Source organism: Bosea sp. PAMC 26642 (assembly GCF_001562255.1).
In the GTDB taxonomy this organism is placed as follows: domain Bacteria; phylum Pseudomonadota; class Alphaproteobacteria; order Rhizobiales; family Beijerinckiaceae; genus Allobosea.
Genome location: NZ_CP014301.1, coordinates 4,823,475 through 4,844,817 on the forward strand (window position 1 = coordinate 4,823,475; position 21,343 = coordinate 4,844,817).

Annotated in this window: 18 protein-coding genes; 9 read left to right on the top strand and 9 right to left on the bottom strand. The window is 65.0% G+C overall.

The genetic code is table 11. The features are described from left to right. Nucleotides 1-31: 31 nt before the first annotated feature. From AXW83_RS23145 to AXW83_RS23155, 3 genes are all read left to right on the top strand, one after another. A complete protein-coding gene (locus AXW83_RS23145) occupies nt 32-1,570 on the top strand; it encodes a methyltransferase domain-containing protein (RefSeq protein ID WP_156640332.1) in 1,539 nt (512 codons plus the stop codon). Nucleotides 1,571-1,680: 110 nt separating this feature from the next. Continuing rightward, on the top strand, nt 1,681-3,285 hold the full coding sequence (locus tag AXW83_RS23150) for a transglycosylase SLT domain-containing protein (protein ID WP_066617899.1): 1,605 nt from the start codon (nt 1,681-1,683) through the stop codon (nt 3,283-3,285). Between the two features lie 64 nt (nt 3,286-3,349). Further along, the gene (locus tag AXW83_RS23155; protein WP_066617901.1) at nt 3,350-3,631 is read left to right on the top strand and encodes a hypothetical protein; all 282 of its coding nucleotides are present in this window, start codon (nt 3,350-3,352) and stop codon (nt 3,629-3,631) included. Nucleotides 3,632-3,707: 76 nt separating this feature from the next. Here AXW83_RS23155 and AXW83_RS23160 read toward each other — a convergent pair whose 3' ends face one another. Genes AXW83_RS23160 through tssK form a run of 6 tightly spaced genes read right to left on the bottom strand, consistent with a single transcriptional unit; the run spans nt 3,708 to nt 13,624 of the window. Then, nucleotides 3,708-5,732 (bottom strand): serine/threonine protein kinase, encoded by a 2,025-nt coding sequence (locus AXW83_RS23160; protein WP_066617903.1) that lies wholly within the window; start codon nt 5,730-5,732, stop codon nt 3,708-3,710. Continuing rightward, nucleotides 5,729-6,532: a PP2C family protein-serine/threonine phosphatase gene (locus AXW83_RS23165; protein WP_082767352.1), complete on the bottom strand. Its 804-nt coding sequence runs from the start codon at nt 6,530-6,532 to the stop codon at nt 5,729-5,731. Before AXW83_RS23165 ends, AXW83_RS23160 begins: the two co-directional genes overlap by 4 nt. Beyond that, the gene (gene tagF, locus AXW83_RS23170; RefSeq protein WP_066617905.1) at nt 6,529-7,236 is read right to left on the bottom strand and encodes a type VI secretion system-associated protein TagF; all 708 of its coding nucleotides are present in this window, start codon (nt 7,234-7,236) and stop codon (nt 6,529-6,531) included. The genes AXW83_RS23165 and tagF overlap by 4 nt, the downstream gene beginning before the upstream one ends. Nucleotides 7,237-7,240: 4 nt before the next feature. Then, nucleotides 7,241-10,852 carry a type VI secretion system membrane subunit TssM gene (gene tssM, locus AXW83_RS23175; protein WP_066617909.1) on the bottom strand — a complete coding sequence of 1,204 codons (3,612 nt, stop codon included), beginning with the start codon at nt 10,850-10,852 and terminating at the stop codon, nt 7,241-7,243. Nucleotides 10,853-10,889: 37 nt separating this feature from the next. Further along, nucleotides 10,890-12,290, bottom strand: a complete 1,401-nt coding sequence (gene tssL, locus AXW83_RS23180; protein WP_066617911.1) for a type VI secretion system protein TssL, long form — start codon at nt 12,288-12,290, stop codon at nt 10,890-10,892. Next, a complete protein-coding gene (gene tssK, locus AXW83_RS23185; protein ID WP_066617913.1) occupies nt 12,287-13,624 on the bottom strand; it encodes a type VI secretion system baseplate subunit TssK in 1,338 nt (445 codons plus the stop codon). The genes tssL and tssK overlap by 4 nt, the downstream gene beginning before the upstream one ends. A 217-nt stretch (nt 13,625-13,841) precedes the next feature. On the opposite strand from tssK, the gene AXW83_RS23190 reads away from it, so the two are divergent. The 3 genes from AXW83_RS23190 to AXW83_RS23195 are packed head-to-tail and all read left to right on the top strand — an operon-like array spanning nt 13,842 to nt 14,817. Next, nucleotides 13,842-14,351 carry a PAAR domain-containing protein gene (locus AXW83_RS23190; protein WP_210179622.1) on the top strand — a complete coding sequence of 170 codons (510 nt, stop codon included), beginning with the start codon at nt 13,842-13,844 and terminating at the stop codon, nt 14,349-14,351. A 9-nt stretch (nt 14,352-14,360) separates the two neighbouring features. Next, nucleotides 14,361-14,525, top strand: a complete 165-nt coding sequence (locus tag AXW83_RS27355; protein WP_156640335.1) for a hypothetical protein — start codon at nt 14,361-14,363, stop codon at nt 14,523-14,525. A gap of 37 nt (nt 14,526-14,562) precedes the next feature. Next, on the top strand, nt 14,563-14,817 hold the full coding sequence (locus tag AXW83_RS23195) for a hypothetical protein (protein WP_156640337.1): 255 nt from the start codon (nt 14,563-14,565) through the stop codon (nt 14,815-14,817). 14 nt (nt 14,818-14,831) lie between these two features. Here the strand turns inward: AXW83_RS23195 and tagH are convergent, their stop codons facing one another. Genes tagH through AXW83_RS23210 form a run of 3 tightly spaced genes read right to left on the bottom strand, consistent with a single transcriptional unit; the run spans nt 14,832 to nt 18,598 of the window. Continuing rightward, the gene (gene tagH / locus AXW83_RS26810) at nt 14,832-16,160 is read right to left on the bottom strand and encodes a type VI secretion system-associated FHA domain protein TagH (protein ID WP_082767353.1); all 1,329 of its coding nucleotides are present in this window, start codon (nt 16,158-16,160) and stop codon (nt 14,832-14,834) included. 15 nt (nt 16,161-16,175) lie between these two features. Beyond that, nucleotides 16,176-16,733: a DUF6931 family protein gene (locus AXW83_RS23205; RefSeq protein ID WP_066617923.1), complete on the bottom strand. Its 558-nt coding sequence runs from the start codon at nt 16,731-16,733 to the stop codon at nt 16,176-16,178. An 8-nt stretch (nt 16,734-16,741) separates the two neighbouring features. Then, on the bottom strand, nt 16,742-18,598 hold the full coding sequence (locus AXW83_RS23210) for a type VI secretion system Vgr family protein (protein ID WP_066617925.1): 1,857 nt from the start codon (nt 18,596-18,598) through the stop codon (nt 16,742-16,744). Nucleotides 18,599-18,708: 110 nt separating this feature from the next. On the opposite strand from AXW83_RS23210, the gene AXW83_RS23215 reads away from it, so the two are divergent. The 3 genes from AXW83_RS23215 to tssB all read left to right on the top strand — a co-directional run bounded on the left by AXW83_RS23215 (nt 18,709) and on the right by tssB (nt 21,341). Beyond that, a complete protein-coding gene (locus AXW83_RS23215) occupies nt 18,709-19,284 on the top strand; it encodes an OmpA family protein (protein WP_066621143.1) in 576 nt (191 codons plus the stop codon). A gap of 60 nt (nt 19,285-19,344) precedes the next feature. Then, on the top strand, nt 19,345-20,685 hold the full coding sequence (locus AXW83_RS23220) for a type VI secretion system protein TssA (RefSeq protein ID WP_066617927.1): 1,341 nt from the start codon (nt 19,345-19,347) through the stop codon (nt 20,683-20,685). A gap of 125 nt (nt 20,686-20,810) precedes the next feature. Beyond that, nucleotides 20,811-21,341 (top strand): type VI secretion system contractile sheath small subunit, encoded by a 531-nt coding sequence (gene tssB / locus AXW83_RS23225; RefSeq protein ID WP_066617929.1) that lies wholly within the window; start codon nt 20,811-20,813, stop codon nt 21,339-21,341. Nucleotides 21,342-21,343 lie beyond the last annotated feature (2 nt).

Genomic DNA, 21,343 nt, shown 5'->3' on the forward strand with positions numbered 1-21,343 from the left:
CGCGAGATCTTTTCGCGAACAGGCGAGCAGCATGACCGAAACCGGCGCGAATGCCTATGATGCCGTCGCCTATCCGGCCCACGCTTTCTCGCAGACGCATCCGGCGCGGCTTGCGACGATTGCCCATGCGCATGGCATGAGGCCTCCGCCGCTTGCAGGGATGCGCGTGCTCGAACTCGGCTGCGGGCGCGGCGCCAATCTGATCCCGATGGCTGGCCAATACCCCGCCGGCCACTTTGTCGGGGTCGATCTGTCCTTGCGCGCGATCGAGGCGGCACGCAGCAGTGCAGCGGAACTCGGGCTCGGCCATATCCATTTCGAGCACCTCGACATCATGGCGGTGACGCCGGCGCTTGGCGAGTTCGACTACATCATTGCCCATGGCGTCTATTCTTGGGTGCCCGCCCCGGTACGTGACAGTATGCTGGCAATCTTCGGATCGCTGCTCAGCGCGCAGGGCGTAGCCTATGTCAGCTACAACGCTCTGCCCGGATGCCGTATTCGCGACATTGCACGCGACGTCATGCTGTTCGAGACGCGCGACGTCGAGGATCCCGAGGAGCGCGTGCGGCGCGCACGCCTCGCGCTCAAGCGCTTCGCCGATGCCGCGGACCCGGATTCCTTCCATGGCGCGGCGCTGAGGATGCGACAGAGCCAAGTCGAGGAGATACCTGACGACGTCCTCTACCATGATGACCTCAACCCGCAGGCGCGCGCTTTCGCGCTGCATGAGGTGCTCGAGGATGCCAGACGTCACGGTCTGCAGTTTCTGGCGGAAAGCGCGTTTCCGAACCAGTTCGGCGCGGCGCGCGAACCGGCGCAGCAATTGCTGGCGCAGATCCCGATCGATGACCGGCTTGCCAGGGAGCAGGCGCTTGATCTCGTCATAGGGCGGTTCTTCCGCGAGACATTGCTGTGCCGGGCCGACATTCTCCTTCGGCCCGGCAGCGAGGCCTTGTCCCTGAAGCATTATCATCTCTCTGCCGACGTCCGGCGCGCGGCAGGCGATCCCGACGCTCGCCCCGGCGTCGAGCAGTTCTCTTTCGGCGCCGTGCAATTGGCGATCGACCTGCCGATCGCCAAGGCGGCTCTTGCCCGGCTCGAAGCCGCCTGGCCCGGAAGCATCGCCCATGACGTTTTGGCTCGGCAGTCGGCAAGCGATATCGGCCTTGACGGCAGCCCGGATCTCGCACGCGAACTCGGCCGTTTGGACGATGCGCTGATGGCGATCTTCAGGGCAGGATTGCTGGATATTCAGCTGGAGCCGCTCAAATTGACGACCACGCTCGGAGAACGTCCCGTCGCGAGCGCCTTGGCACGCGTGCAGGCCCGAACAACGCAGCAGGTTACCAATCTGCGCCACCGGACGGTGGTGCTGGACGATATCGTGGCTCGAAAATTCCTTTGCGTCCTCGATGGTTCGCGCGATCAGGTTCAGTTGCTCGACGAGATGAATGTCTTTCTGGCGCAGACCCGAACGGCCACGGAAGGGCTGCCCGAGCGCGCGACGGCGCAGGATATCCAGATGCGCCTGCGCGATGTCGCGCGACTTGCTTTGCTCAGCGGCTGATTGTTGTCGCCCTCGCCATTCCCTTCTATCGTGCGAAGGTGGCCTGTCCGGCGCAATGCGCGGCTGTTGCGCGAGGCCGGGGTCGGCCAGCACGGCAGCGGTCATCTTCGATGAACCAGCACTTCAAGGATTTCCAGACCGAGTTTCCCGAAGATCGCTGCCTTGACGTGGTGATGCGCGCGCGCCATGGCGGCGATCATCTGGTGTGCCGCGCCTGCGGTCGCGAGGCGACTTTTATGCCGCGTCCCAAATTGCGCGGCTATGCCTGCCCCCATTGCAATTTTCTGGTCTATCCTGGCGTCGGCACACCGCTGCAAAGTCGACGCACAACCTTACAACTCTGGTTCTTTGCGCTGAAACTGGCCTCTGCCCAGCGCGGCAAAGCTGCTGCAATGCTCGAGCGCGACGCTGCGGTTTCTCCGGTTCTGGCGCGGCGCATGATCGACGATCTCGATGCGCTCGCCAAGGATGCGGGCTCTTCGGTGTGGCTGGAGGCGATCCGTGGCATCGTGGCTGGCAAGCAGCTGGGCCTGAGCCGGACAGACAGGCTCGCAGGTCGGGAACGCGCGACCGATCGCGGCGCTGCTCGCCCGTCCGACGCAGGTGCAATGGCTGAGACGGTGTTCCCCGCGCAACGCGGCGGGCCTGTCGTCATAGCCCTCTGCGCGGCAGGCATCGTGGCTCTGGTGGCGATAGCGGGGCTCGTCATCGCGACCCGGCAGCTGGAACCTTCGGCGCTGCCGGTAACGGAATTGGATGTGCCGGATCTCAAGCTCGCGGCGCGGCCGTCGCTCATCCTGTCTTCGGTCGAAAGCGACCTCGAGGCGGCAAGGCAGGCGACGCAGTTCGCCGATCGCAACGACCCTTCGCTGGCTGCGATCCGCGAGCAGGGGGACACTCCGGAAGAGCCCCCCGATCTCGGCAAGGTGCAGCCGCCGCCGAACATCCTGCTCGTCCCGCCGCGTGTGCCTTCGGGAACCCCACTGCCTGCTGGTCGACCGATCGCGCGCCCGCCAGCGGGTGGCGGCGACCCCGAGCAGATCCTGACTTTCGGCCCGATCCGGATCAGGCGCCACCTCGTCGACACGATCGTGCGGGCGGGCCGCATCGTCGGCGCAGACCCAACGCTGCTGATGGCGGTCGCAGACAAGGAATCCTCATTCGCGACGGCCGTTCAGGCCAAGACCTCGTCGGCGACCGGGCTCTATCAGTTCATCGAGCAGACCTGGCTGGGCGTCGTCGCCGAGTTCGGACTGCGTCATGGCTTGCAGGCGGAAGCGCGCTTGATCAGCCGTTCCGGCCGTCAGTACACCGTAGCCGATGCCGGCGAACGGCAGCGCATCCTCGACATGCGGCGCGAACCCTATATCTCGGCGCTGCTCGCTGCCGAGATGCTGAAGCGCGACACGCTGCGCCTGGAAAAGGCGATGGGCCGCCACCTGACCGGCGGCGAAATCTATCTGATCCACTTCCTGGGTCCCGATGCGGCCCAGACCTTCATCGCCACGATGGAGGAAACGCCGGGCGCCAAGGCCGCCGAACTGCTTCCGCGTCCCGCGCAGGCAAACCGGCCGATCTTCTATGCCGAGGCCGGAGGCGAGACCAAGACATTGTCAGTCTCAGAAGTCCACAAGAAGTTCAACGATATGATCAAGCTCCGGCTCGACCGTTACGGAGATGTTCGCAAGCTCTGGGTCCAGGGCGCGCAGAAGTAGAGCTGGCATTGCCGCTGCCGTAACGTTAAAATCGCCGGCAGTGCAGTTGGTGGTGAGAGGGACCATGGCAGACAACCGGTTCGAACAGGTCGATGAGGCGCAAGCCGACGCGATCACGCTGACGCTGTCGCAGCGGGACGGCGCAGCCAGTGCATCGGTCGCCTGCCCGGCCGAGTTGACTGGAGGCCAACTCGTGAACGACTTCATCAGCGACGAGATGGCGCCCGTCGATGCTTTCCGCACCGCGATCCGGCTTGCCAACGAAATCAAGGCGCCGATCGTCGTCGTCGATCCCGCTGCGCTCTGGCAAGCAGAATGGGGCAGCCTCTACCGCGAGGATTCTTGACACGGTCGATCGGCGCCATTCCGGCACTGATCGAGCCAGGTTCGCGCCGGTAGCCCGAGCGCGCTTGGACAACGACCTACTGAATTCGGAAATATTTGATCCCCAGCCCCAGCTTCCCGCCTGACGCGGCAACGTCGCGCGCGAGATTGGGAAAGAACTCCGATGCCGGCGCCGGATTGGGGGCCAGCATGGCAGGGAAGGGTGCCCTGCTCACCAAAGCGAGCACCACCTGGGGACGCGGCGTCGAACCGCTCGATTCGAGCTTGAGATTGAAGCCCGTCTTGCTGCCCTCGCGCTTCAGATAGCTCGCGAGATTATAAACGAGCCCATCATCGCCGATGAGTACGACATCCAGGTTCTGGCCCGCCACGCTATCGACCGTGCCGCTCAGGATATCGCCGCTATTCATCGCGAAGGCACCGATCTGCAGTCGCGGGCTGCGGTCGATGGCCTGGCCAAGCTGGCGCAGGAAATCGACCATCGGGCATTGCGCCGCCGTGACCGGACGCAGATTGATCGTCGCCTCGAAACCCTGCGCCTGCTTGAACGCGGTATCGAACGTCACGAAGGGCTCCGAACCGCTGCCAAAACCCTCAAGGTCGGCTTTCTTCTCGGCGACGTCTAGCGGCCAGAGGAAGAAGCAGGCGCCGCCATCATAGCCGCTGATGTAATGCTGGATCCGCTCGGCGGGCGTGCGCGGCTCCTGGGTCACCACCGGCGGCGGGGTCACCGCTGCGGTCGGGATCGGCGGCGTGACCTTGGGCTCGACCCGGCCCTGCTGCGGCTCGGGCGGCGGAACGCGTGGCGGCTCGACGCGCGCCGGGGCTTGCGTCTGCTGCGGCTGCCGTGCCGGCTGATCTGTCCTGACGGCGACTTGCGGCTGCGATTGCAAGGGCGGTGGAGGCTCGATGGCCTTGGGCGGCGTTGCGTTGGCTGTGGCGGGCGGCGGACTGGCCGCAGCGGGCGCTTCCGTCAGTGAGGGTGCGGTGGGCGCCGTCAGGCCAGGCGGTGGCGCGGTCGGTTCGGGTCTGACCGGCGCGTTCAAGGGCGGGAGAGCGACCAGCACCCGGGGATCGACCGAAGCGGAATCATTGCGCGGCTGCGACGACGCGGCCGGATTGTTCGCGGACGGATCGGTAGCGGGCCGCTGCTCACTCCAGAGCGCATACCCGCCCCCGGCGAGCACAGCCGCCACCGCCACAGCCGCGGCAATGCGCAACGCGCTTTTGCTACGCCCGGAAGTATTGGCCACGGGCGCCTGCCAGGCAGCGACGCTGGCCATGTCGACCGGGCGTTGCGCCGGATCGGGCGCCAGCATCCTTGCCAGCAGCGGGCGGAAGCGCGCATCGACCGCGGCGAGGTCGGGCACCCGCCGACGCTTTTCCAGGATCTGGACCTGGGTGCCGCCCATGTCGAGCGGCTTGCCGGCGAGCGCTTCCGTCAGCACCAGGCCAAGGCTGTAGATGTCGGACTGTCCGGTCACCTCGCCACCGCCGAGGCCGAGCTGCTCCGGCGAGACGTAATTGTATTTGCCGGCAAATCCGCTGCCGATCACGGTGCCCTCGCCGAGCTGGGTCGAGCGGGCGATCCCGAAATCGATGATTTTCGCGCGCGCGACCTGGCCGTCCGGCAGAATGATGTTGTCAGGCGAGACGTCGCGATGAACGATTCCCAGCAGATGGGCGGCGTGCAGCCCGCTCGCGATCCGTCGCCTGAGGATATCGACCTCCTCGAAGCTCAGCGGACCCTGCTTGATCCGGTCGGACAAAGGCTGCCCGTCGACGAACTCCATGGCGAGATAGGGCGACTGCGTCACCGGATCGATCGTGAACACGTAATAGCGCACGATCGCTTCGTTGTAGAGATTGTGAAGCGCGGCAGCTTCCTTGCGAAACAGCGCCAGCGCATTCTCGTTCTGCGCCATGTCGGGGCGGATCATCTTGATCGCGACTGCGTCCCCGGTCTGGATCGCGCGGCCCTTATAGACCTCGCCCATGCCTCCGATCGCGATCAACCGCTCGATCTCGTAGATGCCGTTCAGCCGCGTGCCGACAGCGCTGCCATGGCGCGGCGCGATAACCGTGCGTTCGAGCTCGCTCATGGCCTCCCGCTCCTTAGCCTGCGTCGATTCGGCAGCCAGACTGTAGCCTCGCCATCGACCGGCCCTGCGCTATGGCGCACGACGATCACGGTGACGTTGTCGTTGGCGCCACGGTCCAGCGTCAGCGCCAGCAGAGCATCGCAGGCAGCCTGCGCAGCCTGGCCGTCGACCGCAGCCAGAATCTCCGCGTCCGAGACATGGCCGGTCAGGCCGTCCGAGCAGAGGATGAAGATGTCGCCATCTTCGAGTTCGCCATTGTCGAGATCGAGCTCGGGTATGTCGTGCACGCCGATCGCGCGGGTGATCACATGCCGGCGTGGCGAGCGCAGCGCCTCGTCGGGCGAGAGAACACCCTTATCGACGAGGTCCTGGACCTCGGTATGGTCACGCGAGAGCTGGATGATCTGGCCATCGCGCACCAGATAAATCCGGCTGTCGCCCGACCAGACGCAGGCGAAATGCTGCTCATGCACCAGAAGGGCGGCGAGCGTCGAACCCATCGCGACGCCGCCGCGCTTGCGGCTCTGCCGCAGCAGATCGGCATTAGCTTCGAGCACGCTGCGCTCGAGGCGGGCAAGCAGATCCGGTGCGGAAGCCGCCGGGCCGATGCTCTCGACCGCCGCAGCCAGCGTGCCGCTCGCCAGGGCGCCGTTCTCATGGCCGCCCATGCCGTCGGCAACAGCCCAGACGCCGAATTCCGGCTGCAGGACGAAGCTGTCCTCGTTCTCCCGCCGGACGCGCCCGACATGCGTGATTGCGCCGGTCTCGAACGGCGCAGCCGAAGGGCTGATATCGTTCATGGGCGCTCCCGCCTTTTTGCGATGACAGCATCGAAGCGTCCGGTCAGCAAGCCTGCGAAGAGATGCGGATCGGGCAGGGCCTGGCCGACCAGTGCCAGCGGCTCGAACTGCTCGCCGCCGACGGTCCAGAAGACCGCCGTTTTCGCAAAGGACCGCGCGTGGTCCTCGACGCGCAGCAGGCCGAGGCGCTCCGGAAAATTTGCGGCATCGAGCGCGCTGACGATCGTGCCGTCCGACAGTCGCACCATTTCGGCCGGCGGCGCCACTTTCAGCTGATCGTCGGGTGCGGGCAGGGCGGAGAGGCACTGAGAGGTCGTCTCGAAGCTTGCCTCGGGTTCGAGGGTCTGCAGCAGGAAATCCTCGATCTGGCCGAACCAGTCTTCCTGTGGGTCGAGTTCGGGGGGCGGGATCGCGGCGCCCGCCGCGGCCATGGCGAAGACGGTCAGCGGGAAGTAGCGGCCGACGCCGTCGACCGAGGGCATGAAGGCGCCCGCGACCGTCTCGCCGCAATAGGCCTTGCCGAGCCAGAAGCGCCAGATCGGCGCGTTCAGAAAGGCCTCCTGCCAGCGCGGTCCAAGCTCCAGCCGGCTCGCTGTCAACCCGCCCTGTAGCCAGGGCTCGTAGACCGACAGGAACGGTGCGGGCGCGCCGATCGCGATGAAATCGCGCTTGCCTGGAAGCTTTCCGAACAGCCCGCACGCCATCGCCTCAGATCCCGGCCGGGCAGCGGATGTCCCGCAAGGCGGGAAGCACCAGCGGGTTCTTCAGCGAGCCGACGCCGAATTGGTAGCCGACCTGCCGTCCGCCGGCCGCCAGCGTCAGCACGACATTGTCGCCCTGTTTCAGCACCGAGCCGGTGTCGAGCAAACGGAAGAACGACCAGACGCCGTCGCGCTCGAACAGCTTTGCCTCGCCTCGCGCAGCCGGGGTGCCGCTGGAGAAGAAGCCACCGCCGAAAATGCCGCCGCCCGTGCTGCCGAGCGTCAGCGTCACGGCAGTGCGTGGCACGCCCGCTCCTGGCCACATCACCGGCGTCGGCGTGTTGACGCCTTGCTGGCTCGTCACGGTGAAGCCGTTGATCTCGAGCTTTCCGGCCGAGGCGTCGGAGGCGAGAGCCGTCGGCATCACGATCATCTGGAAGGAAGGCAGGTTGCCGCCGGTCGGGAAGAACGCCTCGCGGATCTCGTCGGCGCGCTGGAATTCGCGCAAGGTCGTCGGCGAGAGCGCGCGCGCGACGCGGCTGTCGACGCGCCAGCTCCACTCCTCCTTCGACTTGTCGACAAAGGGTTCGAGCTTGTCCTTGAAGAATCCCGGCATGATCCCGCCCGGCGCGAACAGCCGCGCAAAATCCGCCAGTGGTACGTCGCGCGCGCTCGCTTTCACGAAGGGATAGCGGTTGGTCAGGATCTCGGCGCAGACCCGGCTGACCTGATCGCCGAGCGCCTGGCGCAGCAGCGCGACCGTGGCGCCGGTGGCGTCACCCTCGAAATCATTGACGGCCGAGACGATCATGCCGTCGAAGGGCGCCGGATAGCGCGAGGAATTTGCCCGCAGCGCGGCGATCAACGGCACCAGCGCGGCATTGGCGGCACTCGCCTGCGCCGGGTTGGTCGCGGCGATGGCGAGGTTCTGGTTGATCTCTGCAAAGACCTGCAGGAGCTGGTCGATCGGCCGCCGTCCGAGATCCCCATCCACAAGCACATGGAACTGCTTGAACTGGCTCTCGATATTTGCGCCGAGCGCGTCATTGCCGCCCGCCAGCACACGCTCGACGCCGGGCGCGCTGAGCGGCAGGTTGGTCCCGAGCCTGCCGAGCGCGGCGGTCGCGCGCTTCTCCAGCGCGTCGGCGGCGTCATTGGCGGCCTTGGCCGCGCCGCTCTGCCGGGGCGCCGGGCGCTCCTTCGTCAATTGCGTCTCGTTGCGGATCGATTCCAGTATCTGCTTGAAGGGCGAGGTCGGCGCCGCGATCGCGCTGAGCGCGACGTATTTCGGCTTGTCGGCGTTGAGCGGCCGTAGCTTCAGGCGCCGGAGCGTCTTCTGCCAGGTCGCGACATAGTCGCGGGCGTAGAGCTTGAGCAGGTCCTGGAACAGCGTCTGGTACTGCGCGACGATCGCCTGCTGGTCGACATTCTCGCCCAGCACCCAGCGTTCCTTCTCGATACGCTCGCCGATATCGCCGAGACGGTCGACGAAGGCGTTCTGGAAGCCGTCATAGGTGTAGAAATACGGCACGCGGATCACGTCGAGATCCTCGCCACTGAGCCCCTCGAAGGCGAGCCGGACATCCGAGCCGCCGCGCTGCGCCGCGACCCAGTCCTTGTTCTGCCCCCGACCCTGCGTGCGCAGCAATTCATAGGCGCGCTCGGCGATACTCATCCGGCGCAAGGTGCGTTGGCAGTTCTCGATCAGCGACTGGTTGAGCTTGACGAGCGGCTCGGCGCCGTCGTCGAGTTCCAGCATCGCCACCAGATGCTCCTCCAGCGCCTCGCGCCCCTTGACGTTGGCGGCGCCGGGAAACAGGTTCTCTGCCCAGTCCAGCCGCATCCAGGCGGTGACGAGATCGCGATCGAGCCGGGCCTGGCCGCCGACCATGAGATAGACCTTCAGCGCCTCGTAGACGAAGCCGGGATTGTTGATATTGGCCTCGAGCTGCTCTTCCAGCCGGAAGATGATGCGCGAGCGCAGCATCCGCTCCAGCGCCTGCTGGTAGACGACCTCCGAGGCCGATTTCAGGCGCTCGCGCTGGCTTAAGCCGAAGGTCGCCTGTGTCGGGGTCGGCTCGTCCCTGGTGGCGTAGCCCGCCGGCAGGTACCGCAATTTGTGCAGCAGCGGAAGGATGCGGCTGAAATTGCGCTCGGAGATGGTATTCTCCTGGAGCACGGGAGCCGCGCTCGTGCGGTAATCGGCGAGGCCATAATTGGTCGCGGTGATGAGGTCTTCATTGCGCGAATAGCTCGTCCACCACAGGCCGAGCGCAGCCAGCGACAAGGCTGCGACCACGCCGAAACCGGCCACGCGCAGCAGCGTCGAACGCCGTGCGGCGCCAAGATCGGTCGAGACCCAGCCGGCCTCGCCGATGATCACCTTTTGGATCAGGTCGGTCAGGAAGTAGCTTTTGCCCTTGCCGGAATAGGCGCCGGCATGGACGCGCTCGCTGCCGAAATTGCGTGACAAGGCCCCGATCAGTTGATCGATCGGCGTGCCCTCTTGGGTGCCGGAGGTGAAATAGAAGCCCCGCAGCGTCGCATTGGCCTGATAGCGCGTCGACTCGAACACGCTGGCGAGGAAGTCGACGACCGTGCGCTTCAGCGTTGCCATCTGGCTCGGCAGCCCGAATAGCTGGGCGCGGGCGGTCGGGTTGTGCTCCTCCTGCAGACGGTCGGGCAGGCGCTCGTTCAGGCGCTCGATCAAGGCGTCGTATTCAGGCCCGACATCGCCGATCATGTTGCGGGTCTTGTCGTCGGTCTGGAAGGTATGGCCCCAGACCATGCGCCGCTGGGGTTCGCTCAGGCCCCCGAAGAACTCGTTAAAGCCCGCGATCAGGTCGGCTTTGGTGAAAACGGCGTAGACCGGGAAATCGACCTTCAGCCGCTCATGCAATTCGAGCAGGCGGTTGCGGATCGCATCGGCATGCGCCGCAAGCTGCTCGGGCGTCGAGGTCAGCAGGTCCTCGACGCTGATCGCCACCATGACGCCGTTGATCGGCTGGCGCGGCCGGTTGGTCTTGAGCAGGTCGAGGAAGGCGAGCCAGCTCGCGCGCTCGGCCTTCACATCGGTGTCCTGCGTGGTGTAGCGCCCGGCCGTGTCGATCAGCACGGCGTCCTCGGAGAACCACCAGTCGCAATAGCGGGTGCCGCCGACGCCGGCGACGGCGGAAGGCGAGGTGCCACGCGCCAGCGGGAACTTCAGTCCGGAATTGACCAGGGCCGTGGTCTTGCCGGCGCCGGGCGGGCCGATGATGACATACCAGGGCAGATCGTAGAGGTAGTCGCGGCCATCCTTGGCTCGGGAGCGCTTCAGCGTGGCGAGCGCGTCGCGCATGGCGCCGCCAAGCATTGCGCCGTCTCCGGTCGGCGTCTCCTGCTTGACCAGCGCATCGTTCAGCGCCGCGGCTGCACGCCGCCGCTTCAGGACCATCACGGTGATCCAGACGGCGGCCCCGATGCAGAACAGCAGTACGAGTGGCCCGCGCACCCAGAGCGGTTCGATCGGGCGCACGTCACCGATCGCGATGAAGGGGCCGCCGAACCAGATCAGCGCGCAGAGCGCGAGCGTACCGATCGCGATCGCGGCCACCCGGAGCCAGACCGCGACGCTCATCGATGCCAACCCTTGCCTATCGGATCCATGGCGCCGCTCATCCGTTCCGCTGGATCAGGATTTCGACGCGCCGGTTCTTGGCACGGCCCTCGCGGGTGGCGTTCGGCGCGATCGGCGCGTCGGCGCCCCTGCCCTCGAAGCTGATCCGGTCCTGCTTGCTCAGCTTCGTCTTGAGGAGGTCGCCGACCGCCCTGGCGCGCTCCTGCGACAACTCGACATTCGAAGGAAAGCGCGCGGTCCGGATCGGGATATTGTCGGTATGGCCGACGACCTTGATCGCGCCGCCCTCCTGCTCCAGGGCGCTCGCCATTCGCTCGATCAGCGGGCGGAACTCGTCGCGCACCGCAGCCTGGCCGGGCTCGAACAAAGTGATGTCGACCAGCCGGATCAGGATCAGATTGGGCGTGACCTGGCAGGTGATAGGCGGGCTGACGGTGGCGCAGACCTTGGCCTGCGGCTGCGGCAGGGGAGGCGGCGGCGCCGAGAAAACCTTGCGCACGATGCCGAGCTCGCTCTTCGGGTGCACCGAGAGAAGGGCGGAGGCGGAGGCCTCCGCATTGCCGCCGAGCAGCGCCCGCAGCACGAAATAAAGGCCCAGCAGGGCGACCCCGGCGATCGCAGCGACCGACCAGACCGGCACCTTGAAGCGCGCGACCTGCGAGGCCAGCGCCGTGCCCTGCCAGCGCGGCGACAGTTCCGGATCGGGCTGCTTCACGCGCCGCAAGGTCTCGAACAGATTGCGCTGGATCGTCTGGAGGTTGGACGCGCCGCCGGCCGAAGTACGGTGGATGCCCTCGAAGCCGAGCGCCAGGCAGGCATGTATCAGTTCGAGCAGGTCGTAATTCACGGAAGGGTCAGCCTTGGCCCGGTCCAGCTCCTCGAAGAAGCGCACGCCGCCGACGCGCTCACCGAAGAAGCGCGACAACATGCTGTACTGCGTCCAGACATGGCGGTCCTCGCCGGGAATATTCTGGACGATGTCGTCGGCCACGGCGCAGAGCATGTATTTCGCGGTGCGGGTCTGCTCTGCCGAGGCGCCGGTGGCGCGGACATCGCGCTCAAAGGCGTCGATGGAATCGCCGACCTGTCCGAGTAGTTGCTGCAGCGGCGCGCTGCTCAGCGACGAGCGCATCCGTCCCAGCAGCAGCAGCAACGGGCCGGCCGCCCTGAGCAGCGGATTGGCGTTGGGCGTCAGCAGCTGGTCGCGCTTGGGCAGGGATGCGCCGGGGGAATCAGCCGGCTGCGGCGGGGCCGCGCGCTGCGGCTGCGCCGGCGCAGCCGAGAGCCATTCGTCGCCGCCGGGAGTGCCGGGAGCGGGAACAGACGCAGGCGCGGCGGGGCGCGAGGGCAGGGGTGTACGGCGCCCACCGGGGTTCGGCCCGATGATCGTGCGGTCCGAACGGCCGAACGGATCGGAAGGCGAACCCGGGTCGCTCATCGCCGGCCCTCCAGCACGGCCCAAAGCTCCATTTCGAGGTTGGGCCAGTCACCGGAAAAATGCATTCCGATCGAGCTTGCGCTGCTGAACTCCGGCCAGAGCGGAGAGGTCCGGTCGAGATAGAAATAGACGTGATCGGTCAGTGCGCGGATCTGCGGCGGCGGCGTCGGCAGGTGCACGAGGTTGATGCCCGGCAGATGGGCATGCACGATCTCGTTCATCTTGGTGTTGGGGCCGATCTTGAAGAGCTGCGGAAACTGCGCCTGGATCTCGGTCAGAGGCCGGCGCGCGGCGACTTCCAGGATCAGCGTCGCATTGCGCATCAGCGAGCGATCGCGGATCGTCGACATGAAGGCGTTGGGCGCGCGCTCGGTGATCTCGAGCCGGATCGCCCGGCGCCCGAGCTGGGCCGAGAGGAAATCCTGGATGTCGCGGACCACCGGCGTAAAGCAGCCTTCGAGATCGTCGTGATCATAGGCCGGATAATCGCGGGCGCGCCGTTCGGCCGTGGTGAAGGTTGCAAGTTCGCCGGCGATCGCCAGCAGCGTCGTGAACAGGCGTTCGGGATGCACGAAGCGCGAACTCCGCATATGCTTCAGCACCGGGATATGCCGGTTCAGCATCTGCAGCACGAAATAATCGGCGCTCTGCAATCCGCCGCCCGCCGTCGGATCGGCGGCATAGCGTGCCAGCTCCTCGAGCTTGTTGTCGATCCAGCCGATGACGCGGTCCATCCAGCCGTCGATCACGGGATAGGCGTTGCAGACCAGCACCGGTGGCGCGAATTTCTCGTCGAACAGGATCGCCCGGTCACGCACTTCGAGGATGCGCCCCAGCGCGAGCCCGACGAAGCCCGCCTTCGCCGTCCGCCGCAGTTCCAGCGTCAGGCGCGGATGGGCGACGTCGATCTCCTCCTCGATGCGCAGGGACGCGGTCGAATCGATCAGCATTTCGGTCGCGGGCACGAAGCGGCTGGCGCTGCCGTCCAGGCGGTCCTCGATCTCGCGGGTGTTGGATGAAGCGAGCGGCAGCGAGAGCCAGGCGATCTGGCCGGCTGCATTCTCGGGAACATCGATCGCGGCCGGCAGCGGGCTGTTGTCGGGCATCGCGAAGGGCGTGCCGTCCGGCATCACGCCGACCGCGCGCCGCAGGCCGATCTTGCTTTGCTGGGCGAGGTCCCGATCGATCTCGAGCACGGCAAATCCCCAAGGATAAGGCGTGACGTGGCGGACACGACTTTCCAGCAGATTCTCGAGATATCGGTCGCTCTGCTGAAAATGGTGCGGCCGCAGGAACAAACCTTCCGACCACACGACCTTGCTGTACCAAGACATCCGGTTCTCTTTACCTGCAGCGTGGTCAGACCTTAGACGCAACCGTGATCCGCGTCACTATCGCCCTGCTTTCAGGGCGCATTCCTCTGCGTGACCCGATGCGTCTCATGCCAACGCGCAACGCTATCCGAAGCGATTGCCGCCAGTCGTCATTGACTCGAATGACCCGCCTTGCCCAAGCTTGCTGTAAGGCTGGCTCATTCCGATGGAGAGTCCCGTGCCGAAAGGCCCCGCAGCGCGTATCCTTGATCCTGTCCTGCATCCGCTTCCCGGCATTCTGCAACCGGGGCCGGGCAGCCCTAATGTCGTGATCGGCGGGCTGCTGGCCTGGCGCGGTATCTCGGCTGCCGCTGCCGCAGCGATCCAGGCCGCCAAGGCGACCTCGGACGCAGCGCTCCAGGTGGCGCAGGCCGCGACCGTCGCCGCGGCGGGCACCCCCGGCGCGCCTGCAGCCATCGCTGCCGAAGAGACTGCCAAGAACGCGGCCGGAGCGAGCATGGGCTCGATGATCTCAGGCGCTGCAGGCGGCGCCGACATCCATCTCTGCCTGACGCCGCTGGGCCCGCTGCCGCTGCCGACGCACGGCCCCGGCGTCGTCATCGACGGGTCGCAGACCGTGCTAATCAACAACCTGCCGGCCTGCCGCATGGGCGACACAGTGCTGGAAGCGCTCGGTCCGCCCAACAAGATCATGATGGGCATGCCGACCGTGATCATCGGCCCATAGCGAGGCGTCATGGCAAGGCTGGGAACCGACATCTTCGACAGCAAGCCGGTCTACAAGCTCCTGATCGACCACGGCGTCGGGCCGCGCCAGTCGAATTGGACCGGTGACGTCAAGCTGGTGCAGTTCCTGCTGAATTCAGGCCCGTGGCTTCGCCGGCCAGCCGATCGTATATGATGAGCTCGCCATGGACGGGATTTGCGGACCCAAGACCGTGGCTGCGATCCGCGCCTACCAAAATCGGTACAACGCCACTTATGCTGATGGCCATGGCTTCAAAGCCGGTTTCGACGATGGCATCGTCACAGCGACGCGTGAGTCGATGCTGGGCGAGCATTTCCAGTTCACGACGATTGTAAATTTGAACAGGATGTTCTGGATCAATCTCAGCTTCTCGCGCCTGCCCGCGGCCTATCCCGCTGGACCCGTCTTTCTCCTGATCCGCAAGGCGATCCTCGAGCGGCCGTGACCGGCACGCCAGCTTCACTTGCCGCCGCGGTCGTAGCACTCGGCGAAATACAACATGAAAGCGTCGACCAGCCCGTCTTCGAAGGGGGCGGTCTTGGCCTCCCAGCGCGCCACATAGGTATCCCACATCTTCGCCTTGCGCGAACCGATCAGGGCCTCCAGCCCGCGATCTGGCGCCATGCTTTCGGCCACCGCCTGCGGATCGAGATCCTCGACCAACATGCGCAAGGCGTGCTGCATGGCCGAATAGGTTTTGATCTGATGGGCCTTGAGATCCTTGAAGCTCTCCTCGAAGGCCAGCTCCGCATTGAGGTAGCCGGCAGTCGTCCGGCCGAAGATCAGCCTCATCGCATCGTCGATCGTCGGCGAGAATTTCAGCGGGTTGTTGCCCTCGGCCTGGATCATCGTTTGGTTGCTGCTGCGCGCGATCCGCTTGCTCTCGGCGCGCGCCGACAACAGCGATTTCAGCTCGATCGCGACGAGCCGCATCAGGGCGCCGAGTTCTTCGGCAAAAGCTCCCGGATCACGTGCGTTCAGGACCTCCGGCGACAGGCCGGCACCCTTGGCAAAGCGCTGCATGAATTCGCCGGCCGAGATCGGCGTCGGACCGGCCTGCGGCACCGGAATCGGCGGCGGCACGAAAGCCGCGGGGGCGGCCGCCACCGGCGCCTCGTCCCATGGATCGGCTGCCGGCGCGCTCGAAGCCGCCGGCCGTCTCGGGGTCGGGATCGGAGCCGGCTGCTCGACGGGAACCGGTGGCGGCGGTTGATAGGGCGCCCAGGCGAAATCGTCTTGCGGTGTCGCCGGCGCTAGCGGAATGGCCGGCAGCGGTTCGGGCTGCGCGACCGGGCCCGGCAGGTCGGCGGCCCAATCGATGAAACCGGGATTGATGGGGCGGGCGCTGTTGGGCGGCAGCATATCGCGGCGGGGAATCGGGGGCGCGACGTCGCCCGTCGCCCCCCAAAGTCCTTCGGATGCTGGCGACATCGCGACGGGCGTCCTGGGCCGGTCTTCGCTGCGCTCATCCTGATCGAGCGTGACGGCGATGATGTAGTGGCCGATCTCCATCCGGTCGCCATGCCGCAACCGATAGGGCGACTGCACGCGCTGGCTTGCGCCGTTGATGAAGGTTCCGTTGGTCGAGACGTCGCGCAGCCAATAGGCCTTGTCCTTGTAACGGACTTCGCAATGCCGGCCCGAGATCGCTCGGGACGGGTCGGGCAATGTCCAGTCGAGATGCTGGTCACGGCCGATATCGAGTCCCCGCCCGCCGCTCAGCGTCACGCTCAGCGGCCCGCCATCGGGAAGGCTGGCCTCGTTCTCGATGGTCAGCGTCAGCGCCATGGGCTGCGCTCCACGCTACGATCTTGCTCTGCCATCGTCATCATCGGCCAAACGAATGCATGCTTCGACGCAAGCGCGCAATGCGGTGTCGCGTCCCGAAGCCGGCAGCAGCCCGAAAGCGAGCATAACGGCGATGCGTGCGCTCTTCGCCGTGAGGTCCGGGGGACAAGGCACGAAATGGGTCGCGACCATACTCCCGCCCGAATAGCCCGCAGCCCAGGCGAGCCAGGTGCCGGGCGCTTCATTGTCGGCGGCCTCGGCTGCGTCGAGCGCGGCGCGACGGCGCGAGTCGTCGGGGTTGCGGACCCAGGTCTCGGCCGCCGCCACGCACGGGTCGCCCGCTACTCCCGGCGTCTGCATGAGCTTGAGCGCCTGGATCGCCCACCAGACCGTCTCGCGGCGCGGCAGCAAGAAAGCGCAAAAACCCAGCGCGTCGCGGGCCGGGCCCATCTGCACGAGCCTCCTCAGGAATAGGATCGGGTGCTCGGTCGTAGGCGCCGCCTTGATGAGCTTGCGCGCGGCGGGAAAGGTCTCGAACACCTCCAGCGCCGTATTGAAGCGAAGCCGCGACATGCTGCCACTCAATTGATCGTCACCATGCCGGCCGTGATCACGACGAGTGCGTCGCTCAGCACCTCGGTCTTCGCCACGCTCTTGATCGTGATCGTAGGCGAGGTGATCTCGATGCTGGCCGGCAGCATCCTGATCGTGCTCTCGCCGACCTTCATCACGATTTCCGTCGCCGCCGTGATGTCGAGCTTCCCATTGTTGATGTCGAGCTTGTCGCTGCCTTGTTCCAGCGTCGTCTTGCGGGAATATTCGCCGCCGCTGAACTTTGTCGCGATCGTTCGGGTCTCGACATTCTGGACCTCGATGTCGTGGTCCTTCTCGGCGCGCATGCTCAGGCTCTCGGAGCCCTCGAGATCCTCGAATTTGAGCTCGTTATAGGTGCGCGGCACGCCGCCGCCCTTGGTCGATTCCGATTTGAGGCCGGACTGCGTCTTGTTCGCCGGCAAATCATAGGGCGGCATGTGGACGTCGTTGACAACGGTCCCCGTCACCAGCGGCTTCTCGGGATCGCCTTCCAGGAACTCGACGACGACCTCCTGGCCGATGCGGGGTATGATCTGCCCGCCCCAGCCTTTTCCCGACCAGAGCTGCGCGACGCGGACCCGGCACGAGGTTGAATTCTTCTCCCGGTCCCAATGGAAGCGCAGCAGGATGCGACCGTATTCGTCGACATCGATATCGCCCTCAGTATCGTCATTGTCCTTGCCGACGACTTTCGCCGTGTGCGGCCCCATCACCCGGGGACCTGGCGTCGTGATCGGCGCGCGGTAGCGCCGGTCGCTTTTCTGCAGCTCGTAGGAGCCGTGATAGTTCGGCGTGTTGAGGCTCATTCCCGAGCGATAGCTTTGCCCGCTGAAGCTGTGCTGAGCGCCGACCACGATATATTCGCCGTTCTCCGACCCCGCCGGATGATCGGCGAAGGTCATCAAGGCGCCCGGATACAAGCTCGGCGCCTCGCCGCTCGCATGGCGGCGGTCGTCGCGCGCCTGCTCCGACTGGACGCGGATTCGCGCAAGCTGCTCGCCCTCGTCGCGGGTCAGATAAGCACCGGGATAATCGTAGCTCTCATAGTCCTTGGCCTTCGGGAAACCATCCTCGGCTCGGCTGGTCAGGTCGGATCCCGATTGCTTGAAATCATAGTCCTTGAGCTCGATCTTGCCGGTCCGCAGCCGCCTCAGCGTCGACCAGTCGCCGATATGCTCGATCGGGCGCGGCATCGTGTTGAGCTTGGACATGAAGGGGTAGGCGGTGCCGGCGCCGTTGAATGTCGGCTCGGCCGCGGCCTGGACCGGATCATGGCCGGACCGCGAGTCGGTCAGGACCATCTTGTGGCCCCATTCCGTATGCTTGAAGTAATAATATATGCCGTATTTCTCCATCAGGCGGAGGACGAATTCCAGATCCGTCTCGCGATACTGGACGCAGTATTCGATCTTCGGTGGCGTTTCCGTGGTTCTATCGTCGAAATTCGCCTTGTTTTCCTTGTCAAAAATGATTTTTATGATCTCAAGTGCATTCTTGTCTTTAAAGATCCGGCAATCGGAACGATATGACAGCAACCAGAACCAAGGCTTGAGCGTGAATTGGTAGATCTGCAGGTCGTCTTCCCGGCCGAGCCACTGCGCGTTTACGAGAATGCCATTGAATATTCTCGATTGTCCATTCTTAAGCGTAAATTTGATGTGGCAGTTATCGCCGATAAGTTTCGGAAGGTCAGCGTTCTCCGTATTGCTGGCGGTTTTTATTCTGTATGTAAACAATCCGCTGACGCTCTCATCGGCATCGAAGTCGATTAGTGAAAATTCGTCTTCTTTCGACGGCGTTACGAAAGACGCAATTCTTCCAGTTTGCCTCAGATCGGTGGCCATTAGTTCAACCTCATGGCATCGACATTGATTTCGAGTTGACGTGATAAGCGATTTGTCTTATATCTTGAAAAGTAGTATTTGGCGTCATTCATATGAACGGGAACGGCACCATGCGCAGGTTCGCCATTATCGTGCTCGGCCTTTGCGTCACAAGCGCTTTATGCACGGCGATCTCGTCTTCGGCGAGAGCCCAGACCTACAAGGCCGACGACATCATCAAACATTTCGGCAGCGTTCCGCCGCAGCTGGGGGCGACGCGCGGTCTTGGGCCGAGCCGTGGCCTGTGCGTCGGCACCGAGGCTGAGTGCAGCAAGGCCGGTCATGTCGTCACGGCGCCCTCCGCGGCGGCGTCCGCTTTCGACCTCGTGGTCAAGTTCAAATACAATTCGGACGTGCTCGAATCCGAGGCCAAGGCAAATCTCGACGAGTTCGCAAAGGCGCTCAACGATCCGCGCCTGGCGTCCAACAACTTCCTGGTCGAGGGCCACACCGATGCCCGCGGCTCGCCGAACTACAATCTGGATTTGTCGCAGCGGCGGGCGCAATCGGTCGTCCGCTATCTCAGGGAGCGCGGTGTCGACGGCGCCAAGCTCCTGGCGAAGGGCTATGGTCAGACCAAGCCGGTCGTGCCGGATCCTTTCGCGGGCGACAACCGTCGCGTCGAGACGCGGCTGCGCGTCGAGTGATCGGCTGCCCGTGCGCCCTATGGGCGTGACGCAAGCTTCGCAGAGGGCCGGTGAGTGACCATGGCGGCTTTGAATTTCGTCGATCTGGCCGCTGCGGTTTCGCCGGAGGCACCATGCGGCACTGATCTCGATGACGATCCCGATTTCATGAATGTGGTGGCCCGGCTTGACGTGGCGCTGCCCACATCGTTCTTCCGGCGCGACGACGAAGGGCGCCAGATTCCGTTCGACCGGGCCTCGCTCGATTTCGCCTCTGCCTTCGCCGATCTCGGCAAGCTCCTGGGCAAGACGCGCGATCTCAGGCTTTTCGTGCTGGTGGCAAAGTTCGCCCTGCTCAATCGCGATATCGCCTCCTTCGCATCCAGCCTGAAGCTGATTGCCGACAATCTCACCGAACACTGGGATGAATTTCATCCCAGACCACAAGCCGGCGACCTGATCGCGCGCGAGGTCGCGCTGCAGAGCCTCGACGACAACGCCACGGTCGTGCTGCCGCTGCAGCATACGCCGCTGGTGACCAGCCGACGCCTCGGACCGCTGGCTTTTCGCAGCCAGCTCGTCGCAGCTGGGGAAGTACGTCTCGTCGAAGGCGAACTGCATCCCGATGCCGGCGCCATCCAGGCCGCGCTTGGCGAGGTCGACATCGCGGATCTGACCGGGGCGCTCGATAGCGTCAGGATGGTCAGCGACGCGCTGGCGCGGGTCTCGGCGGTCTGGCTCGAGAAGGCTGGCGAGAGCCTGAGCTTTTCGCGGCTGTCGATACTGACCGGTCAGATCCTCGGCTTCCTCGACGCCGCCGTCGCGCGCCGCGTCCCCGGCCATGCCACGCAGGTGGCGCCCGACGACACAGCGGACGGTCCGGCGCTGAGCGTCGCCGTGGTGGCGTCAGGCGCCTGCACCAGCATCATTCAAGTGAAGGATGCGCTGTCCACCTGCCTTGACTACTTCCGTAGAACCGAGCCGTCGAGCCCGGCGGTTCTGCTGATCGCCCAGGCGCAACATCTGATCGGGAAGTCGTTGATCGAGGTCATCCAGATCATGTTTCCAGAGCACGTCGACAAGGCGATGATCGCGGTCGGGCAGGCGCTGCGCTTCCAGCTGCCGCTCGAGCGGCTCGCTTCGTTCGAGCCCGAGGGCAGCAAGTCCGGCGGTGATGAGGACATCGAGACGTCGGATGAAGACGTATCCGTGCAGGCCAGCGCCTTCGCTGCTCCGGTGGCCTCACGTAGGGAAGCGGTCTCGCGCATGGCTGCCGTTGCCAGGTTTTACCGGCAGGCGGAGCCGTCTCATCCGACGCCGCTCCTGATGGACAAAGCATGCGCGCTTTCGCAGCATGATTTCATGTCCCTGCTCGGCGATATCCTGCCGGGAGTCGCGGTCAGTCCCGACGATGGAAGCTAGGTCATGTCTGTGATTTTACTGAACGCGATCTGTGGTCGACAAGCATTCCCATTGTAGTAGGATGCTTTGCCGTATGCGGGGCGGGTTTGGATTGCGCTGGAAAATCAAGCAAGAGGAGTGCGGCCATGGCTGGAGATTCAGGTCAGAAATTCATCCGCCGCAACCGGCCGCCACGGGTTCATATCACGTATGAGGACCCCTACAACGCCGAGCAGAAGATCGAGCTGCCCTTCGTCATGGGCGTGCTGGCCGATCTCTCCGGCAACGCTTCTGAGGTTGAGAAGCCGGACATCTCCGAGCGCAAGTTCCTCGACATCGACATGGATAATTTCGACACGCGCATGGCTGCGATCGAGCCCGCTGTCGCCTTCAACGTTCCCAACAAGTTGGGGGATGGTGGCGACAAGCTCTCGGTGGCGCTGAAGTTCAAAAAGTTCGACGACTTCAACCCGGCCGCGATCGCGCGCCAGGTGCCGGCGATGGCCAAGCTGCTGGAGGCCCGCGAACAGCTGGCAAATCTGCTGCGCTACATGGACGGCAAGATGGCAGCGAGCGACCAGATCAAGGCGCTGCTCGCCGATCCGCAATTGATGGCGGCACTCAAGGACAAGCTCGGCGACAAGTCGCCGGAGCCCACTCAGACCGGCAACAGCTAATT